Below are 18,836 nucleotides of genomic sequence, written 5' to 3'. Positions count from 1 at the left end.
ATTTTTTAATTATTTCAAATTTTATTATTAAATTCTAAGATGCATTTTGCAAATTAGTTATATTGTTATTGTTCGCGCATAGTATTTATTTAAATTTTTGAATATTTTAGAAGTTGAAAAATGGTATCAGGGGGGAGACTTGAACTCCCGACCTCCGGCTTATGAGACCAGCGCTCTAACCAGCTGAGCTACCCTGACACAAAGTTAAAAAAAGAAGTATGAATTATACCAAATAAATTCTTATTTTAACTTTAAACATTTTTATTATAAATCAAATTTAGCCTAAATTTTGCATTATATAGACCCAAAATGGCATTGAAATAATACTAAAAATTAATCCAAAGGCAACTGAACTAACTGCTAAATTTGAATCCATTTTTGCCTTCATAACCATTGCACAAACTATCGTAGCTGTTGGCATGGTAGTTTCTAAAAATGCAATTTTAAGGCTATTTGTAATTTCAAAACCAAGAGATTTAAAAAGTATAATGAAAATTAATGGAGCTATTATCATTTTACATAAAATTACAACTATAGTTTGTTTATAGGAGCTTTTTATAGCACCAAATCCAAGACTTAATCCAATGGCAAATAACGCAACTGGTGTGGCAGCATCTCCTAGCATTATAATAGGTTTAAAAATAAAATCAGGAATATCTATAATTTTAAGTCCTATTCCAAGTAAAAGTCCGTAAAATGGTGGAAAAGAAAATATTTTCTTAACACTATTTATGAGGCTAAATTTTTCATTTGAGCCAAGCGATAAAATAAGTGGCACAAATAAAGATATTGGTAAAGCGCCAGCTAATGCATCATAAAATATAACTTCACCAATAGCACTTGGTGTGCCTATAACACCTTCAACTATTGGCATTCCAACAAATAATGTATTTCCAAAAGATGATAGCACTACAACTGAAACCAAAGTCGCTTTTGAAAACCTACAAATTTTTCCTATTGCAAATGATATAAGTGCCGCCAATGATGTAGAAATAAATCCTGTAAAAATAAGCGAAATTAAAGTTAAGTCAATTTGTAGGTGATAAATTCTATTAAATATCAAACATGGGGTTGCAAAAATTATCGCAAAGTCAAAAAACATTCTGGTTTGTTTTTGTTTTAAAATTTTGGCCTTTTTTGCTATATAGCCTCCGCCAAGTATCATAAAAATGGCAAATAAAGGTTCAAAAACCATAATTCTCCTTTTTTAAAAATTAAAGTTGGAAATATAATATTTTAAATCTAAATTTATACTTAAATTTAAAAAATTTATATTAAAATATTTTTTAAAAAAATTATTAAAATTCTCTTTTAAATTTAAATTTATAAATGAAGGACTTTATATCATAAGCTCTGTTTTATGGCTATTTTTTGTTAAAAACAAAGCGTGAATAAATGTGATATTTTAGATCTGTTTTTTGTGTGTTAGTAGAGCTTTGGTGATAATTAGCGGAATTTTTAAAAAAGCTTTTAGATATTTTGATATAATTGTCTTAAAAAAATAGGAAGTTTATGAAAATTTTAGTCTCATCTTTGGAGCCATCGGCAAATTTACATTTAGGATGTATTTTAAAAAATCTTGAAAATTATGAGCTAAAAGGTATTTTTGATCCAAAATTTGGAAAACCTCTACTTGCAAGTAGTGAGTTTAGTGCTATGGGATTTGTTGAAGTTTTACCACTTATTTTTAAAGCAAAAAAAGCTATAAAAGAAATGGTAAAGCTCGCCAAAGAGTGTGACATGGTGCTTTTAATAGATAGTCCAGCGTTTAATCTCCCACTTGCAAAAGCATTAAAAAAAGAAGGAGTAAAGGCAAAAATTACTTATTATATTTTGCCACAAGTTTGGGCATGGAAGAAAAGAAGAGTAAAAAAAGTAGAAGCATTTTGTGATAATTTGGCCTCAATATTGCCTTTTGATGAAAAATTCTATTCAAGATCAACCTTTGTAGGACATCCGCTTTTAGATCAGATTAAGAGCTTTAAAGATGACTATACTCCTAAAAAAACTATCTCTTTTTTACCAGGTTCAAGAAAAGCTGAGATAAAAAGACTTATGCCTATTTTTAGAGAGCTAGTTTGTAAATTTGATGATGATTTTACTAAAATTTTAGTTACTCCGCCAGGTTTAAAAGGTGATGAAATTTACGGAGATACAAGGGGATTTGTGATTAGTACAAATACTCATGAATCTTTGCAAAAAAGTGATTTTGCTTTTATTTGCTCAGGAACTGCAACACTTGAATCAGCCTTAATTGGAACACCTTTTGTGCTTTGCTATAAAGCTAGAGAGATTGATTTTTTTATAGCTAAGAATTTTGTTAAAATAAAACATATTGGTTTAGCAAATATATTTTATGATTTTATGGGTAAATCCGAACTTCATAAAGAGCTTTTACAAGGCGATGTAACGGCTTTAAATTTATATAAGGCGTATTTAGAGTGTGATATTAATAAATTTAAAGAGGCAAAATATGAGTTAAAAAAATATTTGAAATTTGGAAGTGCAAAAAATGTAGCTCAAATTTTAAAAACAAGTATAATTAATAAAAAAATAAAAAAATAAAAAAATAAAAAAATAAAAAAATAAAAAAATAAAAAAATAAAAAAATAAAAAAATAAAAAAATAAAAAAAGGAAAAAAATTATGGCAAGAGAACCTATGACAATTTATGGATATGAAAAGCTATCAAATGAACTTAAACACTTAACTTTGGTTGAAAGACCTAATGTTGCAGAAGAAATTGATATTGCAAGAAGTCATGGAGACTTAAAAGAAAATGCTGAGTATCATGCAGCTAGAGAAAAGCAAAGTTTTATGGAAGGAAAAATTGCAGAAATTAGCAGTATTTTGGCAAAAGCCGAAGTAATTGATCCTAGCACATATATCCATGATAAAGTTAAATTTGGTTCAACTGTTAAATTTTTAGATGTAGAAACTGAGCGTGAGAAAACCTATACAATTGTTGGAAGTAGTGAAAGCGATATAAGTAGAGGACTAATTAGTATTAATACTCCTCTTGCAAGGCAACTTTTAGGAAAAGCAGAGGGGGATTACATATCTTTAAATCTTCCAAATGGAACAAGTGAAGTTGAAATTTTAGAAGTTTTTTATAAAGAAATTAAATTTTAGGCAATATTATGAAAAATGTAGGAATTATAGGTGTTAGCGGGTATACTGGATTTGAACTTTTACGGCTTATACTAAATCATCCAAAATTAAATTTAACTTATTTAGCAGCTACTAAAAAATCTAAGATAGATGAAATTTTTCCATCTTTAAAGGGTGTTTTAGACTTTGATGTTGAGGTTGCAGATGCTAAAACAGCAGCTCAAAAATGTGATTTAGTTTTTTTAGCACTCCCTCATAAAGCATCAATGGAATTTGCTAAAGAAATTCTAAAATATAATATAAAGGTTGTTGATTTATCAGCTGATTATAGAGTAAGCTTAGAAAATTATGAAAAAAACTATACTACACATTTAGATAAAGAAAATCTAAAAAATGCAGTTTATGGTTTAGTTGAAATAAATAGAAATTTTATAAAAGGTGCCAAACTTGTTGCAAATCCAGGATGCTATCCAACAGCAACTTTGCTTGCCACACTTCCATTTATTGAGTATTTAGAACCAAGTATATTTGTTGATGCAAAAAGTGGAGTAAGTGGAGCTGGAAAAAGCCTAAAAGAAACAAGTCATTTTGTAAGTGTTAATGAAAACATAAATGCTTATGCTCCGCTTACTCATAGACATGCAGATGAGATAAAAGAAAAACTTGAAATCGCATCTAAAAAAAACATAAATTTGATGTTTGTTCCACATTTAGTGCCTATAACAAGAGGAATGTTGGTTAGTGTATTTGGCACCTTAAAACAAGATTGCGATGCTTTTGAAGTATTAAATAATTTTTATAAAAATGAAAAATTTATCAGAATAAGACAAAATCCAGTTAGTGTAAAAGATACTGCTGGAACGCATTTTTGTGATATTTGTGTCAAAACAAAAAATAATCAAATTTGGATAAACTCAAGCATTGATAACTTGCTAAGAGGAGCTAGTTCGCAAGCTTTGGCAAATGCAAATTTAATGCTTGGTTTTGATGAAAGCTTAGGACTTAATAAATTTGCTTATGGAGTTTAAACTACTTGAAAATGCTATTTTTATAGGTGATTGTCACGAAAATAAGAATAAGCATTTTTTTTTCAATTTTTTAAAGTTTTTGGATGAAAAAAATCCAAAAATTCCACAAATTTTTTTAATGGGTGATATTTTTGATTTTTTAACAAACACGGATTTTGTAAAAAAATTTTATGAAAAAGAAATAGGGTTGTTAAACAAACTTTCAAAAAAATATGAAATTTATTATCTTGAAGGAAATCATGATTTTAATTTAAGTAAAATTTTTAAGAATATCAAGGTTTTTAAAAATAGTGCTCAACCAGTTTTTTTTACAGATGAATTTAATCATAAAATAGCCTTAGCACATGGAGACATTTTTTTACCTTTTTTTACACAAAAAATTTTGCTTTTTTTAAGAAATAAGGTTTTTTTAAATATTATGAATTTAATTGATAAAATTTTGTATTATAAAATTTCAAAAGCTATTTTAAAATCTCAAGAGAATAAAATTTTATATAAAAAATTTATAAATTTTGATAAATACATAGAAAAAAAACTATTAAATTACAACGCAGATTACGTTATAGAAGGGCATTATCATCAAGATGTATTTTTTAAATTTGAAAAAAAAAATTATTTTAATCTTAACTCTTTTGCGGTAGAGCCTAAGGCCTATAAAGTAAAATTTGAAAATAAAAATTTAATTTTAAAGCCATTTGAGTATAATTATAAAAATTTTATAAAGGAAAATAATGATAAAACTTTGTGTGTTTGACTTTGATAATACGCTAATGGACGGAGAGACTATCAGTTTTTTAGCAAGAGCAGTAAATAAAGAAAGAGAGGTTGAAGAAATTACCAAAAAAGCAATGGCTGGTGAGTTAGACTTTTTTGAGAGTTTAAAACAAAGAGTTAGTTTTTTAAAAGGTGTAAGCTTAGATGAAATTATAAAAACAGTGGAAAAACTACCTTTTATAAAAGGTGCAAAAGAGATAATTTCATATTTAAAACAAAAAGACATTACTGTTGTTGTTTTTAGTGGTGGATATCATGTGGCTACTGATTTAGCAAAGGTAAAACTTGGATTTGATGCAAGTTTTGCAAATTACTTACATGAAAAAAATGGTATTTTAACCGGTGAAGTTGGTGGAGAGATGATGTTTGGATACTCAAAAGGTAAGGTTTTAAAAGAGCTCATGGCTTTAATGAATCTAAAAAAAGATGAAGTTATGTGTGTAGGTGATGGAGCAAATGATATTTCTATGTTTAATGAAGCTGGTATGGGAGTAGCTTTTTGCGCAAATGAAGTTCTAAAAAAACATGCAACACATTGTATTGATGAAAAAGACTTAGAAAGGATAAAAGAATATGTATGATGGTAATTTTTCACTTTGGTGTGATTTTGTAGAAAGAGATTTTATAAGCTGTGAGTTTAAAGAACTCTTAAAAAATGGGGTAATAAATGGTGCAACTTCAAATCCTAGTATTTTTAAAAATGCGATTTTAAGCTCACCCGCATATAAAGATCAAATTTCAAAATATTCACATAAAAAACCAAAAGAAATTTATGAAATTTTAGCAACTTCAGATATTCGTTTAGCTGCTGAAGCAATGCTTGAAAACTATGTAGAAAAAAACGATGGATTTATAAGTTTAGAAGTTGATCCAACTCTAAGTTGTAGTGCAAAAGAGACATATAAAGAAGGAAAAAGACTTTATGCAAGCATCGGTATGCCAAATGTTATGATAAAAGTTCCAGCAACAGATGAGGGATTTGAAGCTATGAGCGATCTTTTATCAAAAGGTATAAATGTAAATGCAACACTTATTTTTTCTCCAAATCAAACAAAAAATTGTCTCGAAGCTTTTAAAAATGGAACTAAAAAATTTAAAAAAAGATTTCCAGGAGCAACTTTACCAAAAGCCGTTATCAGTATATTTGTAAGTAGATTTGATAGGTTAATGGATGAAAAATTTGCTACTTTAAATATCCCAACTGCAAAACTTGGCATTTATAATGCAACAAAATGCTATTATGAGGTGCAAAATTTTGGATTATCAAATGTAAGAGCTTTATTTGCAAGTACTGGAGTTAAAGGTGGTAGCTTAAGGCCATCTTATTATGTTGATGAGCTTATGTTTGAAAATTCAGTAAATACAGCCCCACTTAATACAATAAAAGAGTTTTTAAAAGGCGAGAAAAAAGTTATCAAACCAGTTAGTGATGAAGTTATAAATGAGTTTTTCGATCTTTTAAAGCAAAAAGAGATAGATATAAAAGAAATTTATAAAGAACTTTTAGAAGATGGACTAAAACAGTTTGAAATTGCATTTGATGAAATTCTAAAGAATTTAAAAGGAGAGTAAAATGAGTGACAATCCGTATATTAAATTTCTTAATAAATACCTTGAAGCTCTTGTAAGTCATGGTGGAAGTGACCTTCACTTAAAAGCAACTTCTCTAATAAGGGGAAGAATTAACGGAAAAATTGTAAATTTTGGTGATAGAATTTTAACAAAAGAAGAAGCAGAAGAACTTGCAAAAGCTTTAGTTGGAAAAAGATATAATGAGCTTGATGATAAAAAAAGCCTAGATTTTACATATATTTTAAATGATGATTATAGATTTCGTGTAAATTTATTTTTACAAATTAGTGGCATAAGTGCAGTTTTTAGAACAATTCCAAGAAATATCCCAAAAATGGAAGAGCTTCTTTTACCACCTGTTTTAAAAAAAATAGCTGATGAGACATTAATGGGACTTGTTTTAGTAACTGGTCCAACAGGAAGTGGTAAAACAACTACAATTGCAAGTATGATAAATCATATAAATCACACAAGACAAAACCATATAGTAACTATCGAAGATCCGGTTGAGTTTGTTTTTGATGATGCAAAGTGTGTTATAAACCAAAGAGCTATTGGGCAAAATTGTAATACTTTTGCTGATTCATTAAGAGCTGCATTAAGAGAAGACCCCGATATTATATTTGTTGGTGAGATGAGAGACTTAGAAACAATTGAAACTGCACTTCACGCAGCTGAAACTGGACACCTTGTTTTATCAACACTTCACACACTCGATGCAAAAGAAAGCATTAACAGGGTTATTTCCATGTTTGAAGGTGAAGAGCAAAATAGAATAAGAATAGCTTTTGCTTCTGTTTTGCAAGCTGTTATTTCTCAAAGATTAGTTGCTACAACAGATAATAAAAGAAGAGCGGCGGTTGAGGTTTTAAGAAGAAGTGTTAGAATTAGGGATATGATCTTAGAAGATAGAGTAGGCGAAGTAACAGATGCTATAAAGGAGGGAAGAAATATCTACGGAACCCAAACATTTGATCAGCACTTGCTTGATCTGTTTAGAGATGGAATTATAACAAGAGAAGAAGCACTTGATAAAAGCTCAAATAGGGCTGACTTAGAAATTAACATTAAAAATATTGAGCTTGAAAGAAAAAGTAAAGCTGGCGAAGCAGATGAGGCTGATGAGATAAAACTTAAAGATATAAGATAAAATTTAGCCAATTTTTGGTATTATCCAAAATTCATTTTATTAAAAAGGAAAAAAATGTTAGAAGGTATTATTAGAGAGAGTATCGGTAAAAAAGCTGCAAAAGCTTTAAAAAGAGATGGTTATCTAATCGCAAATATCTATGCAAAAGGTATAGATAATATCTATGCTGCGTTTAAAACAAACGATTTTATGAAATATGTAAGAGATAAAGAAAATCTTGCATTTGAAATAAAAGTAGATGGTAAAACATATAAAGTAATCGTTGAAGAATATCAAAAAGATCCTGTTTTAAACACGTTAACTCATGTTGATTTAAGAGTTGTATTAGATGATGTGGTTTCAAAATACTATATTCCAGTAAAAGTTAGTGGAACTCCAATAGGTTTAAAAAATAAAGGTATTTTAGTTCAGCTAAAAAGAAGATTAAGAGTTCATTGCAAAGGAAAAGATCTTCCAAATAGCTTTAATATAGATGTAACTTCACTTGATACAGGTGATTCTATGCTTGTAAGAGACATAAAAGCTCCTGAAAATGTAACTATTTTAGATGGAAATGATGTTGCTGTAGCTGGAGTTTTCTCAGCGTAAAATGATTCTTATAGTTGGTCTTGGAAATCCTGGCAAAAACTATGAGCTAACAAGACACAATATTGGATTTATGGTAATTGACAAGCTAAAAGACAGTTCTTTTAGTCTGGAGAGTTCTACAAAATTTCAAGGAGAGCTTTATAAAAAAGGCTCTCTTTTGCTTCTCAAACCACTTACTTTTATGAATTTAAGCGGAAATAGTGTAAAGGCTGTAAATGACTTCTATAAGCCTGAAAAAATCATAGTAATTCATGATGATTTAGATCTTAAATTTGGTGCTATAAAGTTCAAAAAAGGTGGAAGTAGTGGTGGACATAATGGCATAAAGTCAATTGATAATTTAATTGGCAATGAGTATGAAAGAGTAAGAATTGGCATAGGAAACGATAAAAAAAATGTGATAAATCATGTTTTATCTAAATTTAATGATGATGAGATGAAAAATTTGGATGAAATTTTAAACTATGCTAAAATTGCAACTTTAGAGCTTGTAAAAAACGACCTTACAAGCGTTAGAAATAAATTTACAACAAAAGAAATTATAAAGTGAAAATATATTTAAAATATGTAAGCCTTGTTTATATAAAATACTTTTTCATACTTTTTGTGGCACTTGAATGCTTTTATGTTGGTATTGATATACTTTTAAACTTAAAAGATTTGCCATCAAGTGCAAATTTAATACTTCTTTATGTCGGATTTACTGCTATGAGTGGTGTTGGATATATTTTGCCACTTAGTTTAATTTTTGCTTTAATACTTGAGTTTTTCAACATGATAAGAAACAATGAGCTAATAAGTTTTTATGCTTTAGGGTTGTCTAAATTTAGCCTTTTAAAAGGCCCTTTTTTTATTTCACTTATAATAACTTTATTTTTCATATATTTAAATACAACGTCATTTGTTTATTCAAATGGATATAGAGACAATCTTGAAAATTTAAATATGGTTGGCAAAGTAAGTAATGGTGTTTTTTTAAAATATGAAGACACTTATCTCTACATAAAAGAATTTAATGCAGTTGCAAAAGTTGCAAAAGATATAAATATAATCAAGATAAAAGACTCTAAAGTGCAAAATTTATCTCATGCAAAAAGTGCAATTTATGATGATGAAAAATGGACTTTTTTTGATGATGAAGGAATTATTTTACCGCTTGATTTAACAATAGGCAAAGATGGTTTTAGTAGATTTAAAAGATCAAAATTTGAAAGTCTTTATGGCTTTGATCCATCAAGTATAGAAAAAGTTTACGATAACTCAAATGTTTACTCTATAAAAGATGCATTAAAGGCAATTAAAAGCTTTAAAAACCAAGGTGTAAATATAAGTTCTATCAAATCAGCCCTTTATAGCCTTGTTTTTTCACCATTTTTTGCTTGCATTATGCTTGTAATTTTATTTTATCACTTCCCAGTAACTAATAGATTTCACAATCTTGCCATTTTAAGCTTTATATTTTTTATAGTAACGCTTTTAATTTGGGGTACTATCTTTGTGCTCACAAGATTTTGTATAACAGGCGTTATAGTACCTGAAATTGGTATAATATTACCGATTATTTTACTTGGACTATATGCTATTTCTTTGGTGTTTAGAAACATTTAAGTAAATTTTAAGTAAAATCTACTCTAAATTTAAAACAGAAGGTTTAATGTGATTGATATAAAAAATTACGAAAATTTAGCCAAAACTTATAAAACCCCACTTTATATTTACGATTTTGATAAAATTAAAAATAATTATTTAGATCTAAAAGAAGCATTTAGAGCAAGAAAATCTTTAATTTGTTACGCTGTTAAAGCAAATTCAAATTTGAGCATTTTAAAGCTTTTAGCAGATCTTGGAAGCGGTTTTGACTGTGTTAGCTTTAACGAAGTTAAAAAAGCTTTAATAGCTGGAGCAAGTAAATATAAAATAATATTTTCTGGCGTTGGAAAAACCGATGATGAGATAGAAAATGCCTTAAAAGAAGATATTTTAATGTTAAATATTGAAAGCTTTGAAGAGCTTTTAAATGTTGAAAAAATAGCAAAGAGTTTAAATTTAAAAGCTAGAATTAGCGTTAGAGTAAATCCAAATATTAATCCTAAAACCCATCCTTATATTTCAACTGGACTTAAAGAAAATAAATTTGGTGTTAGCATAAATGAGGCTAGGAAAATTTACATTTATGCTAAAAAAAGTGAATTTTTAGAAAGTATAGGAATTCACTTTCATATTGGATCTCAACTAAGTGATGCTACTCCGATTTTAGAATCAGCAAAACTTGTATCGAACCTAATGCGAGAGTTAAAAGCTTTGGAAATCGATATTAAATTTTTTGATATTGGTGGTGGAATTGGCATAAAATATGCTGATGAAAAAACTATAAATTTATATGAGTATGCTCAAGGAGTTTTAAAAGCATTAGATGGGCAAGACTGTACGATTGTTTGTGAGCCTGGAAGAAGTATTGTAGCAAATGCAGGTGAAATGCTTGTAAAAGTTTTATATAAAAAAGAAAACGATGGTAAGAACTTTTTAATCGTAGATGGTGCTATGAATGACCTTCTAAGACCAAGCTTATATAATGCATTTCATAATATTGTTTCTTTAAAAGATAGCCAAGATTTGGTAAATTTTGACATAGTAGGACCAATTTGTGAAAGTGGTGATTTTTTAGGAAAAGATAGATATTTGCCAAATTTAGATAAAGGTGATTTGCTTGTTGTAAAAGATGCAGGAGCTTATGGTTTTTCAATGTCAAGTAACTATAACTCAAGGCTAAAACCGGCTGAAGTTGCTTTGATAAATAGTGAAGTAAAACTTATTAGAAAAAGAGAAAACTTCGAGGATTTGATAAGGGATGAAAGAGTTTAAATGCAAAATATCGATGATTTAAGAACCTGTATTGATAAGGTTGATGATGAGATAGTAAGGCTTTTAAATGAGAGAATGGGTTATGTTAAAAAAATAGGCGAACTTAAAAATGCAGCAAGAAGCCATATTTATAGGCCTGAAAGAGAAAAAGCCATTATTTCAAGAGTTGAGAGTATTAGCAAGCTTGATAAAAAATCAATCGAAGCTGTTTTCTTTGAAATTTTTTCTATTTCTAGAAATTTAGAAAAACCTCAAAGTGTGGCATTTTTAGGACCATTTGGAACTTACTCTCATCAGGCTGCAAAAAGTAGATTTGGAGCTATTAGTAATTATATTGCACTTTCAGATATCGAAGCTGTTTTTAAAGCTTTAAAAAACAAAGAGGCAAAATATGGTGTCGTGCCTATTGAAAATAACACAGAAGGTGGAGTAGGAGTTACATTTGACTGTCTTGGTACTTATAAAGATATAAAAGTTGTTGCCGAGCTTTATCTTGATATTCATCACTCATTTGCTAGTAGATATGAGAGCCTTTCAGAGATTAAAAAAATTTATTCTCATCCGCAAGGCTATAATCAGTGTTTAAAATTTTTAGAAGAACATGGTCTTAATGAGATTGAATTTATACCTACAAAATCAACTGCTTTAGCTGCACAAATGGTTATGTCCGAGCCAAATTCAGCAGCAATTTGTTCTAAAATAGCTGCAAATTTATATAATGTTCCTATTATGTTTGAAAAAATAGAAGATAATCTTTCAAATAAAACACGCTTTTTTATATTAAGCGATTTTAAAAATGAAAAAACAAGCAAAGATAAAACTTCCATTATGGTTAAGACTGATCATAGTCCAGGAGCTTTGGTTGATTTTTTAGCAATGTTTAGAAATGAGGGAATTAATCTAACAAAGCTTGAAAGTAGGCCAATTAAGAAAAAAGATTTTAATGTAAATTTTTACATTGACTTTGAAGGACATATTGATGATGAAAGAGTTAAAAAAGTTTTAAATCTAGCAAAAGAAAAAGGAAATGAGATTATGTGGCTTGGAAGCTATATGAATGAGGAGATAAAATGATATTTAATGCACATTTAAGTGAGATTAAAAGCTATGAGCCAGGAAAACCAATTGAGTTAATAATTAGAGAATATGGTATAAAGCAAAATGACATTATAAAGCTTGCTAGCAATGAAAACCCGCAAGGAACTTCAAAATTAGTTCAAAGAGCAATAAAACAAAACGCAAAATTTGCAAATTTATATCCTGATGATTCTATGTTTGAACTAAAAGAGACTTTATCAAAAAAATATAATGTCACTTCAAATAATATAATCATTGGCTCAGGAAGTGATCAAGTAATAGAGTTTTTAATACATGCAAAAGCTAATCAAAACTCAGCAATCCTAACAGCCAAAACAACATTTTCAATGTATGAAATTTATGCAAAACATGTTGGTGCAAAAGTTTATAAAACACCTTCAGATACACATAATTTAGATGAATTTTTAGAAGTCTTTAAAAAGCATCAAAATGAAATTTCAATTATATTTTTATGCGTTCCAAATAACCCACTTGGTGAGTGTTTGGATGCAGACGAGGTTTATAAATTTATTGAAAAAATTGATAAAAATACTCTCATTGTAATTGATGGGGCATATAATGAATTTGCCAAATTTAAAGATATAAAAAAATTTATAGATCCTAAAAAAATATCCGAATATGAAAATGTTATTTATCTAGGAACTTTTTCAAAGCTTTATGGTCTTGGCGGTATGAGGGTAGGATATGGCGTTGCAAATGAAAATATCATAAGTAGTCTTTCTAAGTTAAGAGCTCCTTTTAATATAACAACTCTTAGTTTAAAAGCTGCTACTACTGTTTTAGAAGATGAAAACTATATTAAAAAAACTTTAAAAAACAATTTTAAAGAGATGAAAAGATATGAAAAATTTGCAAAAAAACATAATATTAAATTTATTCCAAGTTATACAAATTTTATAACCTTTTTTATTAAAAACAGTAGCGAAATTTGTGATAATTTACTAAAAAAAGGAATAATTTTAAGAAATTTAAAGAGTTATGAATTAGATGCTATTCGTATAACAATAGGACTTAGAGCTCAAAATAAAAGAGTTTTAAAAGAACTTGAAGGACTACTTTAAAGGGAGTTTGGTTTTGGATATTAAAAACAAAAGCTTAGATGAATTAAAACTTCTTTGCGAAGATATAAGAAAAAGAATTTTAGATGTTGTTAGTCACAACGGCGGACATCTTAGTTCAAATATTGGAGCAGTAGAACTTATAGTTGCTATGCACTATGTCTTTGATGTTAAAAAAGACCCCTTTATTTTCGATGTAAGTCATCAAAGCTACACTCACAAACTTTTAACCAAGCGTTGGGATGAATTTTCTACTATTAGGCAGTTTGGAGGACTTAGTGGATATACAAAACCTAGCGAAAGTGAGTTTGATTATTTTATAGCAGGACATAGCTCAACTTCAATTTCTCTTTTAGTGGGAGCTGCAAAAGCTATAAAGCTTAAAAATGAAGATAGGCTTCCAATAGCACTTATCGGTGATGGAGCAATGAGTGCGGGTATGGTTTATGAAGCTTTAAATGAGTTGGGTGATAGAAAATATCCTTGTGTTATAATTTTAAATGATAATGAAATGAGCATAAGTAAACCGATAGGTGCACTAAGCAAGTATTTAAGCCAAAAAATGGCTGAGCCATTATATATGAATTTTAGAAACTTTATAAAAGATTTTGTATCTAAAAACTTACCAGATAGTGCTTCATATTTAGCAAAAAGATTTGAAGAGAGTTTAAAGTTAATTACTCCTGGTCTTTTGTTTGAAGAGCTTGGACTTAAATATATAGGTCCAGTTGATGGACATAATTTAGAGGCTTTAATAAAAACACTTAAAACAGCTAAAAAGCTAAATAAGCCAGTTGTTGTTCATGCTCAGACACTAAAAGGAAAAGGCTATAATTATGCCGAAGGATTTGATGCAAAATGGCATGGTGTTAGCCCATTTGATTTAAAAAGTGGAAAAAGCTTTAAAAAAACAGGCAAAAAATCAGCTACGGCTATTTACTCTTTAAATTTATTAAATTTAGCTAAAAAGTATGATAATATTGTAGGTGTTACTGCTGCTATGCCAACTGGAACAGGTATGGATGCATTAATTGATGCTTTTCCAGAGCGCTTTTGGGATGTGGCAATTGCCGAACAACATGCAGTAACTTCAATGGCTGCAATGGCAAAAGAGGGCTTTAAGCCTTATATTACGATTTATTCTACATTTATGCAAAGAGCCTATGACCAAGTGATACATGATTGTGCGATTATGAACTTAAATGTTGTAATTGCCATGGATAGAGCAGGGATTGTGGGTGAAGATGGAGAAACCCATCAAGGAGCTTTTGATATAAGTTTTTTAAACGCGGTTCCAAACATCACTATGATTTCTCCACGCGATGAAGCTAGCTTTAAAGAAATTTTAGAATATTCTTATAGGCATAAAGGTGTTTTGGCAATTCGCTATCCAAGAGGAAGCTTTATTTTAGATAATGAGTTTAAACCTTGTGAAATAAAGCTAGGAAAAGGTGAAATTTTAATAGATAAAAAGGCAAATATAAGCTTTTTAGGTTATGGAAATGCTATTGGAAAAGCTTACAAGGTTTTAGAAAGTCTTGATGATGATATAAATTTAATAGATTTAATTTTTGCAAAACCTATTGATGAAGAGCTTCTTTTGGATTTGGCAAATTATAGTAAAGTTTGGTATATTTTTAGTGATAGTGTAAAAAAAGGTGGATTGCTAGAGATTATCTCAGCTTTTTTACAAGAAAAAGAAATTTTTGATGTAAGAGTAAAGAGTTTTGAATATGATGATGTTTTCATAACTCATGGAAATACAAATTTGGTTGAAGATAGTCTTGGTATAAGTGTTGATAAGATAAAAAATTTTATACAAAAAGATAAAATTTTACACAATAAACCTAATTTAAAGAACTTTTGATAAAATTATAATTGATTTATAAAACTCATAAGGACTTTAATGCAATATATTGATTTACTGAAAGATATTGGTTTAAAAGCAACTCCGCAAAGACTTTGTATTTTAAAAACTCTTGCTAAACACACTCATCCAACAATCGATGAGCTATACGATGAGATAAAAAAAGACTACCCTTCAATTTCTTTGGCAACTGTTTATAAAAATCTAGGAACTTTACTTGATTGTGGTTTAGTTACAGAGGTTTTAAGACCAAATTTAAAGTCTAAATTTGATATTAAAGAAAAGCCACATATTCATATCGTTTGTAAAAAATGCGGATATGTAAAAGACTGTGATTGTGAAACTTCAGACTTAAAAAACTATCATAAAATTTTAGAAAAAAATACAAATACTAAAATAGAAGATTTAAATATAACAGCTTTTGTTGATGAGTGTCAAAACTGCAAGAATTAGTTTATTTTTCGTAAAGGAGAGTGGGTATCGTGCGTAAATTTTTACTTAAAAATGATGATATCTTAAATATTCTTTATGAAAATAATATCTTAGTAGTTAAATCAAATATATCCCAATTTTGCACCAAATTTACAAAATTTGAAAAAATAATATATTCAAAAAAAGATGAAAAATATTTCATTACAACTTATAATTTTAATAAAAAAACTAAATTCGAGATTGAGATTTCAAAAAATGAATATAAAGAAGCATTGAAAATATCTCCTATTATAAGTAAGCAAAGTTATAAATTTAGCATAGAGGGTAGCGATTTTATTTTGGAAGATTACAAAGGTTTTGCTACTTTAGAATTTGATAACAAAGAAAACAATTTTAATTTGCCTACTATCTTTAAAAATATAGATATGAAAGAAATCACAGATGAAAAATTTTACGACAATATGCTTTTTTATAAAAAAGCATATTTAAAACTTGATAATAAAAAAACTATTCAAGTTTTAAAAACTTTACCTTTTTTAAAGCTTGTTTTTCCTGATGATATTGATGCTTATGAGGCTTTTTTAATCTTAATCAACCAATTCAATTTTCAGTATTTAAGTACTTTCGAAAAATATACTTTGACAAAAAATAATGATTTTTTATATGATTTAAGACAAAAAACAATTGAAATTTCATCACTTTTAAATGAATTTAAGGACATTATAGATGATGAAATTTTTACAAATTTGCAAAATTTGTTAAGGCAAAATTTAGATAACATAGATGAAATTTATAAATTTAAAAGCTTGATTGATTATTTTAAAACTATAAGTTACTCTAAAAAAACAATTAATAGTTTAGAGTTTGTTTTAAAAAATCAAAATGAGTTTTTTGGTTTCAAAAAAGATTTTAACTATGAGATTTTCTTAGAGGATTTTAATGGTTTCTATAAAAAAGATAGTAAAATTCTTAAAGAATTTGTAGCTAGAAAAATAAGATTTAATCTTGTTTTAGTTCAGAAAAAATTTAATAAATTATCAAGTGAGTCTTTAAACAGTGAATTTTTTGAGTTTAAAATTTTTATTGACAGTTTAAAATCTTTATTAAAAAGCTTTTATTTGGTTTTTGATATTAAAATAATAAAAAAAATATACAAAGAAGTTTTGAAGCTAAGTATTCGCCTTGATGATTTATATGATAGAAATAGTTGGTGTGAAATAATAAATTTATATGACAAAGGTGAAAATAAAGCTTTTTTGAAAGAACAAAAAGATGAAATTTCAGTTTTTATGTTTGAGCTAAGAAGCAAACTAATAGGTGAAAAATCAAAATTTATAGATGAGGCTAGAAGATCTTCTAAAGTTTTAAAAGTATATTATAAAAAGGAAATTTATGAAAAATCAAAACAAAATCATTGATATGTTTAACAAGATAGCTCCAACATATGATAAAGCAAATAAAGCTATGAGTTTTGGCATAGATGAAAGCTGGAGAAAAGAAGCTTGTGCTGCAATTTTAGCAAAGTTTATAAATAATGATTTAAGTATAGCTGATGTTGCCTGTGGAACAGGCGATATGATGAGACTTTGGAGTGATATGTCAAAAGGTTATAATGCAAACATAACTTCTTTAATAGGTATTGATCCAAGTAGCGGAATGCTTGAAGTTGCCAAAACTAAATTTCCAAATTTTAAATTTATACAAGCCGATGCAGCAAATACAACCCTAGAAGATAAAAGTGTAGATGTTATAAGTATAAGCTATGGTATAAGAAATGTTGTTGAAAGAGTAAAAGCTCTAGAAGAGTTCAACCGTATTTTAAAAATTGGTGGATATTTAGTTGTTTTAGAGTTTGCAAAACCTAATAAAAATGGAATTATATCAAAGGTAAGGGATTTTTATGTTTCAAAAATACTCCCGAAAGTTGGAGGATTTATTTCTAAAAACAAAGAAGCTTATGAGTATTTACCTGATTCAATAGAGAATTTTTTAGATAAAGAAAGCTTTGTAAGAGAGCTTAATGGTGCAGGTTTTGAAAGCGAGCTTGTAAAAAGTTATAGCTTTGATATTTCTACATTATTTATTGTTAAAAAAGTAAAAGATTTATGATTATAAGTGTATCTGAGCTAAATGAACAGGCTAAAACTTTACTTGAGCTTAATTTATCAAATTTGAATGTAAAGGGTGAAATTTCACGCATTACAAAGCATTCATCAGGGCATTGGTATTTTACCCTAAAAGACAAAGATGCATCTGTATCTTGTGCAATGTTTAGATTTAATAACCAGCTTGTCAAATTTGATCCAAAAGACGGTGATGAGGTTATTTTAGAGGCAAGTGCAAGTATTTATAAAGAAAGTGGTAGATACCAACTTATTGTAAAATCCATGAAAGAAGCAGGAACTGGTGATTTAGAAAAAGCTTTTTTAGAATTAAAAGAAAAACTTTTTAAAGAGGGGCTTTTTAGCCAAGATTACAAAAAACCACTTCCTAAATTTCCAAGTAAAATTGCCGTTATTACAAGTATTGGATCAGCTGCTTATGAAGACATTATAAAAACTGCAAAAACTAGATTTGATCTTTGCAAGCTTTATTTTTACAACTCCTTAGTTCAAGGAAATTTAGCAGCAAATGATCTTATAAAAGTTTTAAAAAAAGCCGATTTAGTAGGATATGATGCGATAGTTTTAGCAAGAGGCGGTGGAAGCAAAGAGGATTTATGGTGCTTTAATGATGAGGGTTTAGCAAGAGCGATATTTGAGGCAAAAACTCCTATAATTTCAGCTGTTGGGCATGAGATAGATTTTAGTATAAGTGATTTTGTGGCTGATCATAGAAGCATTACACCAACAGCATCAATGATTGATTTACTTCCTGACAAAAATGAACTTATGCAAAAAATAGACAATCTTGAGACAAATTTTAAAAAAGCAATAAAAGAGCGTTTTTTAAACGCTAAAAATAAAGTTTTAAATTTGGAATTGAGTTTTAAAAAAATAGCACTTAATTCAAAAATAGAGATGAGCTTTACAAACCTGAAAGATATAGAGCATAAATTAAATTTTGCAATTCAAGGCAAAATTTCAAAATTTGAAAGTGATTTAGCTATAAAAAAAGCACTTTTAGAGGAAAAAAATCATTTCTTTAGCATTACTAAAAATTTAATTCAAGTTCAAAAAGATGGTAAAAATATCTCTTTAAATGATCTTGAAAATGGTGATATAATAACGTTACACTCACAAACAACAAGCAAAAAAGCAACTATTATTTAAATGATTTAATAAAAAAGGAGAGGTT

19 protein-coding genes and 1 tRNA gene are annotated in these 18,836 nt (G+C 28.2%); 18 read left to right on the top strand and 2 right to left on the bottom strand.

Translation table 11 applies throughout. The features are described 5' to 3' along the window. Positions 1-121: 121 nt before the first annotated feature. Positions 122-198: transfer RNA gene (locus O6B72_RS06235), tRNA-Met, on the bottom strand. 79 nt (positions 199-277) lie between these two features. Then, complete coding sequence (locus O6B72_RS06230) at positions 278-1,198, bottom strand: AEC family transporter (RefSeq protein ID WP_269488153.1); 921 nt, start codon at positions 1,196-1,198, stop codon at positions 278-280. A 314-nt stretch (positions 1,199-1,512) separates the two neighbouring features. Here O6B72_RS06230 and lpxB point away from each other — a divergent pair, with 314 nt between their 5' ends. From lpxB to xseA, 18 genes are all read left to right on the top strand, one after another. Further along, on the top strand, positions 1,513-2,565 hold the full coding sequence (lpxB, locus tag O6B72_RS06225) for a lipid-A-disaccharide synthase (RefSeq protein ID WP_269492585.1): 1,053 nt from the start codon (positions 1,513-1,515) through the stop codon (positions 2,563-2,565). 80 nt (positions 2,566-2,645) lie between these two features. After that, positions 2,646-3,131 (top strand): transcription elongation factor GreA, encoded by a 486-nt coding sequence (greA, locus tag O6B72_RS06220; RefSeq protein WP_018713605.1) that lies wholly within the window; start codon positions 2,646-2,648, stop codon positions 3,129-3,131. 8 nt (positions 3,132-3,139) lie between these two features. Continuing rightward, positions 3,140-4,138: an N-acetyl-gamma-glutamyl-phosphate reductase gene (gene argC, locus O6B72_RS06215; RefSeq protein ID WP_269487953.1), complete on the top strand. Its 999-nt coding sequence runs from the start codon at positions 3,140-3,142 to the stop codon at positions 4,136-4,138. Next, on the top strand, positions 4,128-4,892 hold the full coding sequence (locus tag O6B72_RS06210; RefSeq protein ID WP_269492584.1) for a UDP-2,3-diacylglucosamine diphosphatase: 765 nt from the start codon (positions 4,128-4,130) through the stop codon (positions 4,890-4,892). Before argC ends, O6B72_RS06210 begins: the two co-directional genes overlap by 11 nt. Next, entirely contained in the window at positions 4,870-5,493 is a 624-nt protein-coding gene (gene serB / locus O6B72_RS06205) for a phosphoserine phosphatase SerB (RefSeq protein ID WP_269492583.1), read from the top strand. Before O6B72_RS06210 ends, serB begins: the two co-directional genes overlap by 23 nt. Next, complete coding sequence (locus O6B72_RS06200; RefSeq protein ID WP_269492582.1) at positions 5,486-6,484, top strand: transaldolase; 999 nt, start codon at positions 5,486-5,488, stop codon at positions 6,482-6,484. Before serB ends, O6B72_RS06200 begins: the two co-directional genes overlap by 8 nt. Position 6,485: 1 nt before the next feature. Continuing rightward, positions 6,486-7,634 carry a type IV pilus twitching motility protein PilT gene (locus O6B72_RS06195; RefSeq protein WP_269492581.1) on the top strand — a complete coding sequence of 383 codons (1,149 nt, stop codon included), beginning with the start codon at positions 6,486-6,488 and terminating at the stop codon, positions 7,632-7,634. A gap of 54 nt (positions 7,635-7,688) precedes the next feature. Next, the gene (locus tag O6B72_RS06190) at positions 7,689-8,222 is read left to right on the top strand and encodes a 50S ribosomal protein L25/general stress protein Ctc (RefSeq protein ID WP_018713599.1); all 534 of its coding nucleotides are present in this window, start codon (positions 7,689-7,691) and stop codon (positions 8,220-8,222) included. 1 nt (position 8,223) lies between these two features. Beyond that, a complete protein-coding gene (pth, locus tag O6B72_RS06185) occupies positions 8,224-8,772 on the top strand; it encodes an aminoacyl-tRNA hydrolase (protein WP_269492580.1) in 549 nt (182 codons plus the stop codon). Further along, the gene (locus tag O6B72_RS06180) at positions 8,769-9,830 is read left to right on the top strand and encodes an LptF/LptG family permease (protein ID WP_269492579.1); all 1,062 of its coding nucleotides are present in this window, start codon (positions 8,769-8,771) and stop codon (positions 9,828-9,830) included. The genes pth and O6B72_RS06180 overlap by 4 nt, the downstream gene beginning before the upstream one ends. A gap of 48 nt (positions 9,831-9,878) precedes the next feature. Beyond that, on the top strand, positions 9,879-11,084 hold the full coding sequence (lysA, locus tag O6B72_RS06175; protein WP_269492578.1) for a diaminopimelate decarboxylase: 1,206 nt from the start codon (positions 9,879-9,881) through the stop codon (positions 11,082-11,084). Continuing rightward, positions 11,085-12,158, top strand: a complete 1,074-nt coding sequence (gene pheA / locus O6B72_RS06170) for a prephenate dehydratase (RefSeq protein WP_269492576.1) — start codon at positions 11,085-11,087, stop codon at positions 12,156-12,158. Continuing rightward, the gene (gene hisC / locus O6B72_RS06165; protein ID WP_269492574.1) at positions 12,155-13,243 is read left to right on the top strand and encodes a histidinol-phosphate transaminase; all 1,089 of its coding nucleotides are present in this window, start codon (positions 12,155-12,157) and stop codon (positions 13,241-13,243) included. The genes pheA and hisC overlap by 4 nt, the downstream gene beginning before the upstream one ends. 13 nt (positions 13,244-13,256) lie before the next feature. After that, positions 13,257-15,107: a 1-deoxy-D-xylulose-5-phosphate synthase gene (dxs, locus tag O6B72_RS06160; RefSeq protein ID WP_269492572.1), complete on the top strand. Its 1,851-nt coding sequence runs from the start codon at positions 13,257-13,259 to the stop codon at positions 15,105-15,107. A gap of 39 nt (positions 15,108-15,146) precedes the next feature. Beyond that, positions 15,147-15,560 (top strand): Fur family transcriptional regulator, encoded by a 414-nt coding sequence (locus tag O6B72_RS06155; protein WP_269487139.1) that lies wholly within the window; start codon positions 15,147-15,149, stop codon positions 15,558-15,560. A 29-nt stretch (positions 15,561-15,589) separates the two neighbouring features. Continuing rightward, positions 15,590-16,957: a CYTH domain-containing protein gene (locus O6B72_RS06150; RefSeq protein ID WP_269492570.1), complete on the top strand. Its 1,368-nt coding sequence runs from the start codon at positions 15,590-15,592 to the stop codon at positions 16,955-16,957. Further along, entirely contained in the window at positions 16,932-17,648 is a 717-nt protein-coding gene (gene ubiE, locus O6B72_RS06145) for a bifunctional demethylmenaquinone methyltransferase/2-methoxy-6-polyprenyl-1,4-benzoquinol methylase UbiE (protein ID WP_024962429.1), read from the top strand. The genes O6B72_RS06150 and ubiE overlap by 26 nt, the downstream gene beginning before the upstream one ends. Further along, the gene (gene xseA / locus O6B72_RS06140; protein WP_269492569.1) at positions 17,645-18,811 is read left to right on the top strand and encodes an exodeoxyribonuclease VII large subunit; all 1,167 of its coding nucleotides are present in this window, start codon (positions 17,645-17,647) and stop codon (positions 18,809-18,811) included. Before ubiE ends, xseA begins: the two co-directional genes overlap by 4 nt. The last annotated feature ends 25 nt before the right edge of the window (positions 18,812-18,836 follow it).

Origin of the sequence: Campylobacter ureolyticus (assembly GCF_027277485.1) — a bacterium.
Classification (GTDB): domain Bacteria; phylum Campylobacterota; class Campylobacteria; order Campylobacterales; family Campylobacteraceae; genus Campylobacter_B; species Campylobacter_B ureolyticus_B.
This window is presented reverse-complemented; position numbering and strand designations above follow the sequence as displayed.

Coding starts and splice junctions, on each gene's coding strand:
- hisC (WP_269492574.1), top strand. CDS start 12,155: ATGATATTTAATGCACATTTAAGTGAGATTAAAAGCTATGAGCCAGGA.
- O6B72_RS06190 (WP_018713599.1), top strand. CDS start 7,689: ATGTTAGAAGGTATTATTAGAGAGAGTATCGGTAAAAAAGCTGCAAAA.
- pth (WP_269492580.1), top strand. CDS start 8,224: ATGATTCTTATAGTTGGTCTTGGAAATCCTGGCAAAAACTATGAGCTA.
- O6B72_RS06195 (WP_269492581.1), top strand. CDS start 6,486: ATGAGTGACAATCCGTATATTAAATTTCTTAATAAATACCTTGAAGCT.
- argC (WP_269487953.1), top strand. CDS start 3,140: ATGAAAAATGTAGGAATTATAGGTGTTAGCGGGTATACTGGATTTGAA.
- O6B72_RS06200 (WP_269492582.1), top strand. CDS start 5,486: ATGTATGATGGTAATTTTTCACTTTGGTGTGATTTTGTAGAAAGAGAT.
- pheA (WP_269492576.1), top strand. CDS start 11,085: ATGCAAAATATCGATGATTTAAGAACCTGTATTGATAAGGTTGATGAT.
- O6B72_RS06210 (WP_269492584.1), top strand. CDS start 4,128: ATGGAGTTTAAACTACTTGAAAATGCTATTTTTATAGGTGATTGTCAC.
- ubiE (WP_024962429.1), top strand. CDS start 16,932: ATGAAAAATCAAAACAAAATCATTGATATGTTTAACAAGATAGCTCCA.
- serB (WP_269492583.1), top strand. CDS start 4,870: ATGATAAAACTTTGTGTGTTTGACTTTGATAATACGCTAATGGACGGA.
- xseA (WP_269492569.1), top strand. CDS start 17,645: ATGATTATAAGTGTATCTGAGCTAAATGAACAGGCTAAAACTTTACTT.
- lpxB (WP_269492585.1), top strand. CDS start 1,513: ATGAAAATTTTAGTCTCATCTTTGGAGCCATCGGCAAATTTACATTTA.
- greA (WP_018713605.1), top strand. CDS start 2,646: ATGGCAAGAGAACCTATGACAATTTATGGATATGAAAAGCTATCAAAT.
- O6B72_RS06155 (WP_269487139.1), top strand. CDS start 15,147: ATGCAATATATTGATTTACTGAAAGATATTGGTTTAAAAGCAACTCCG.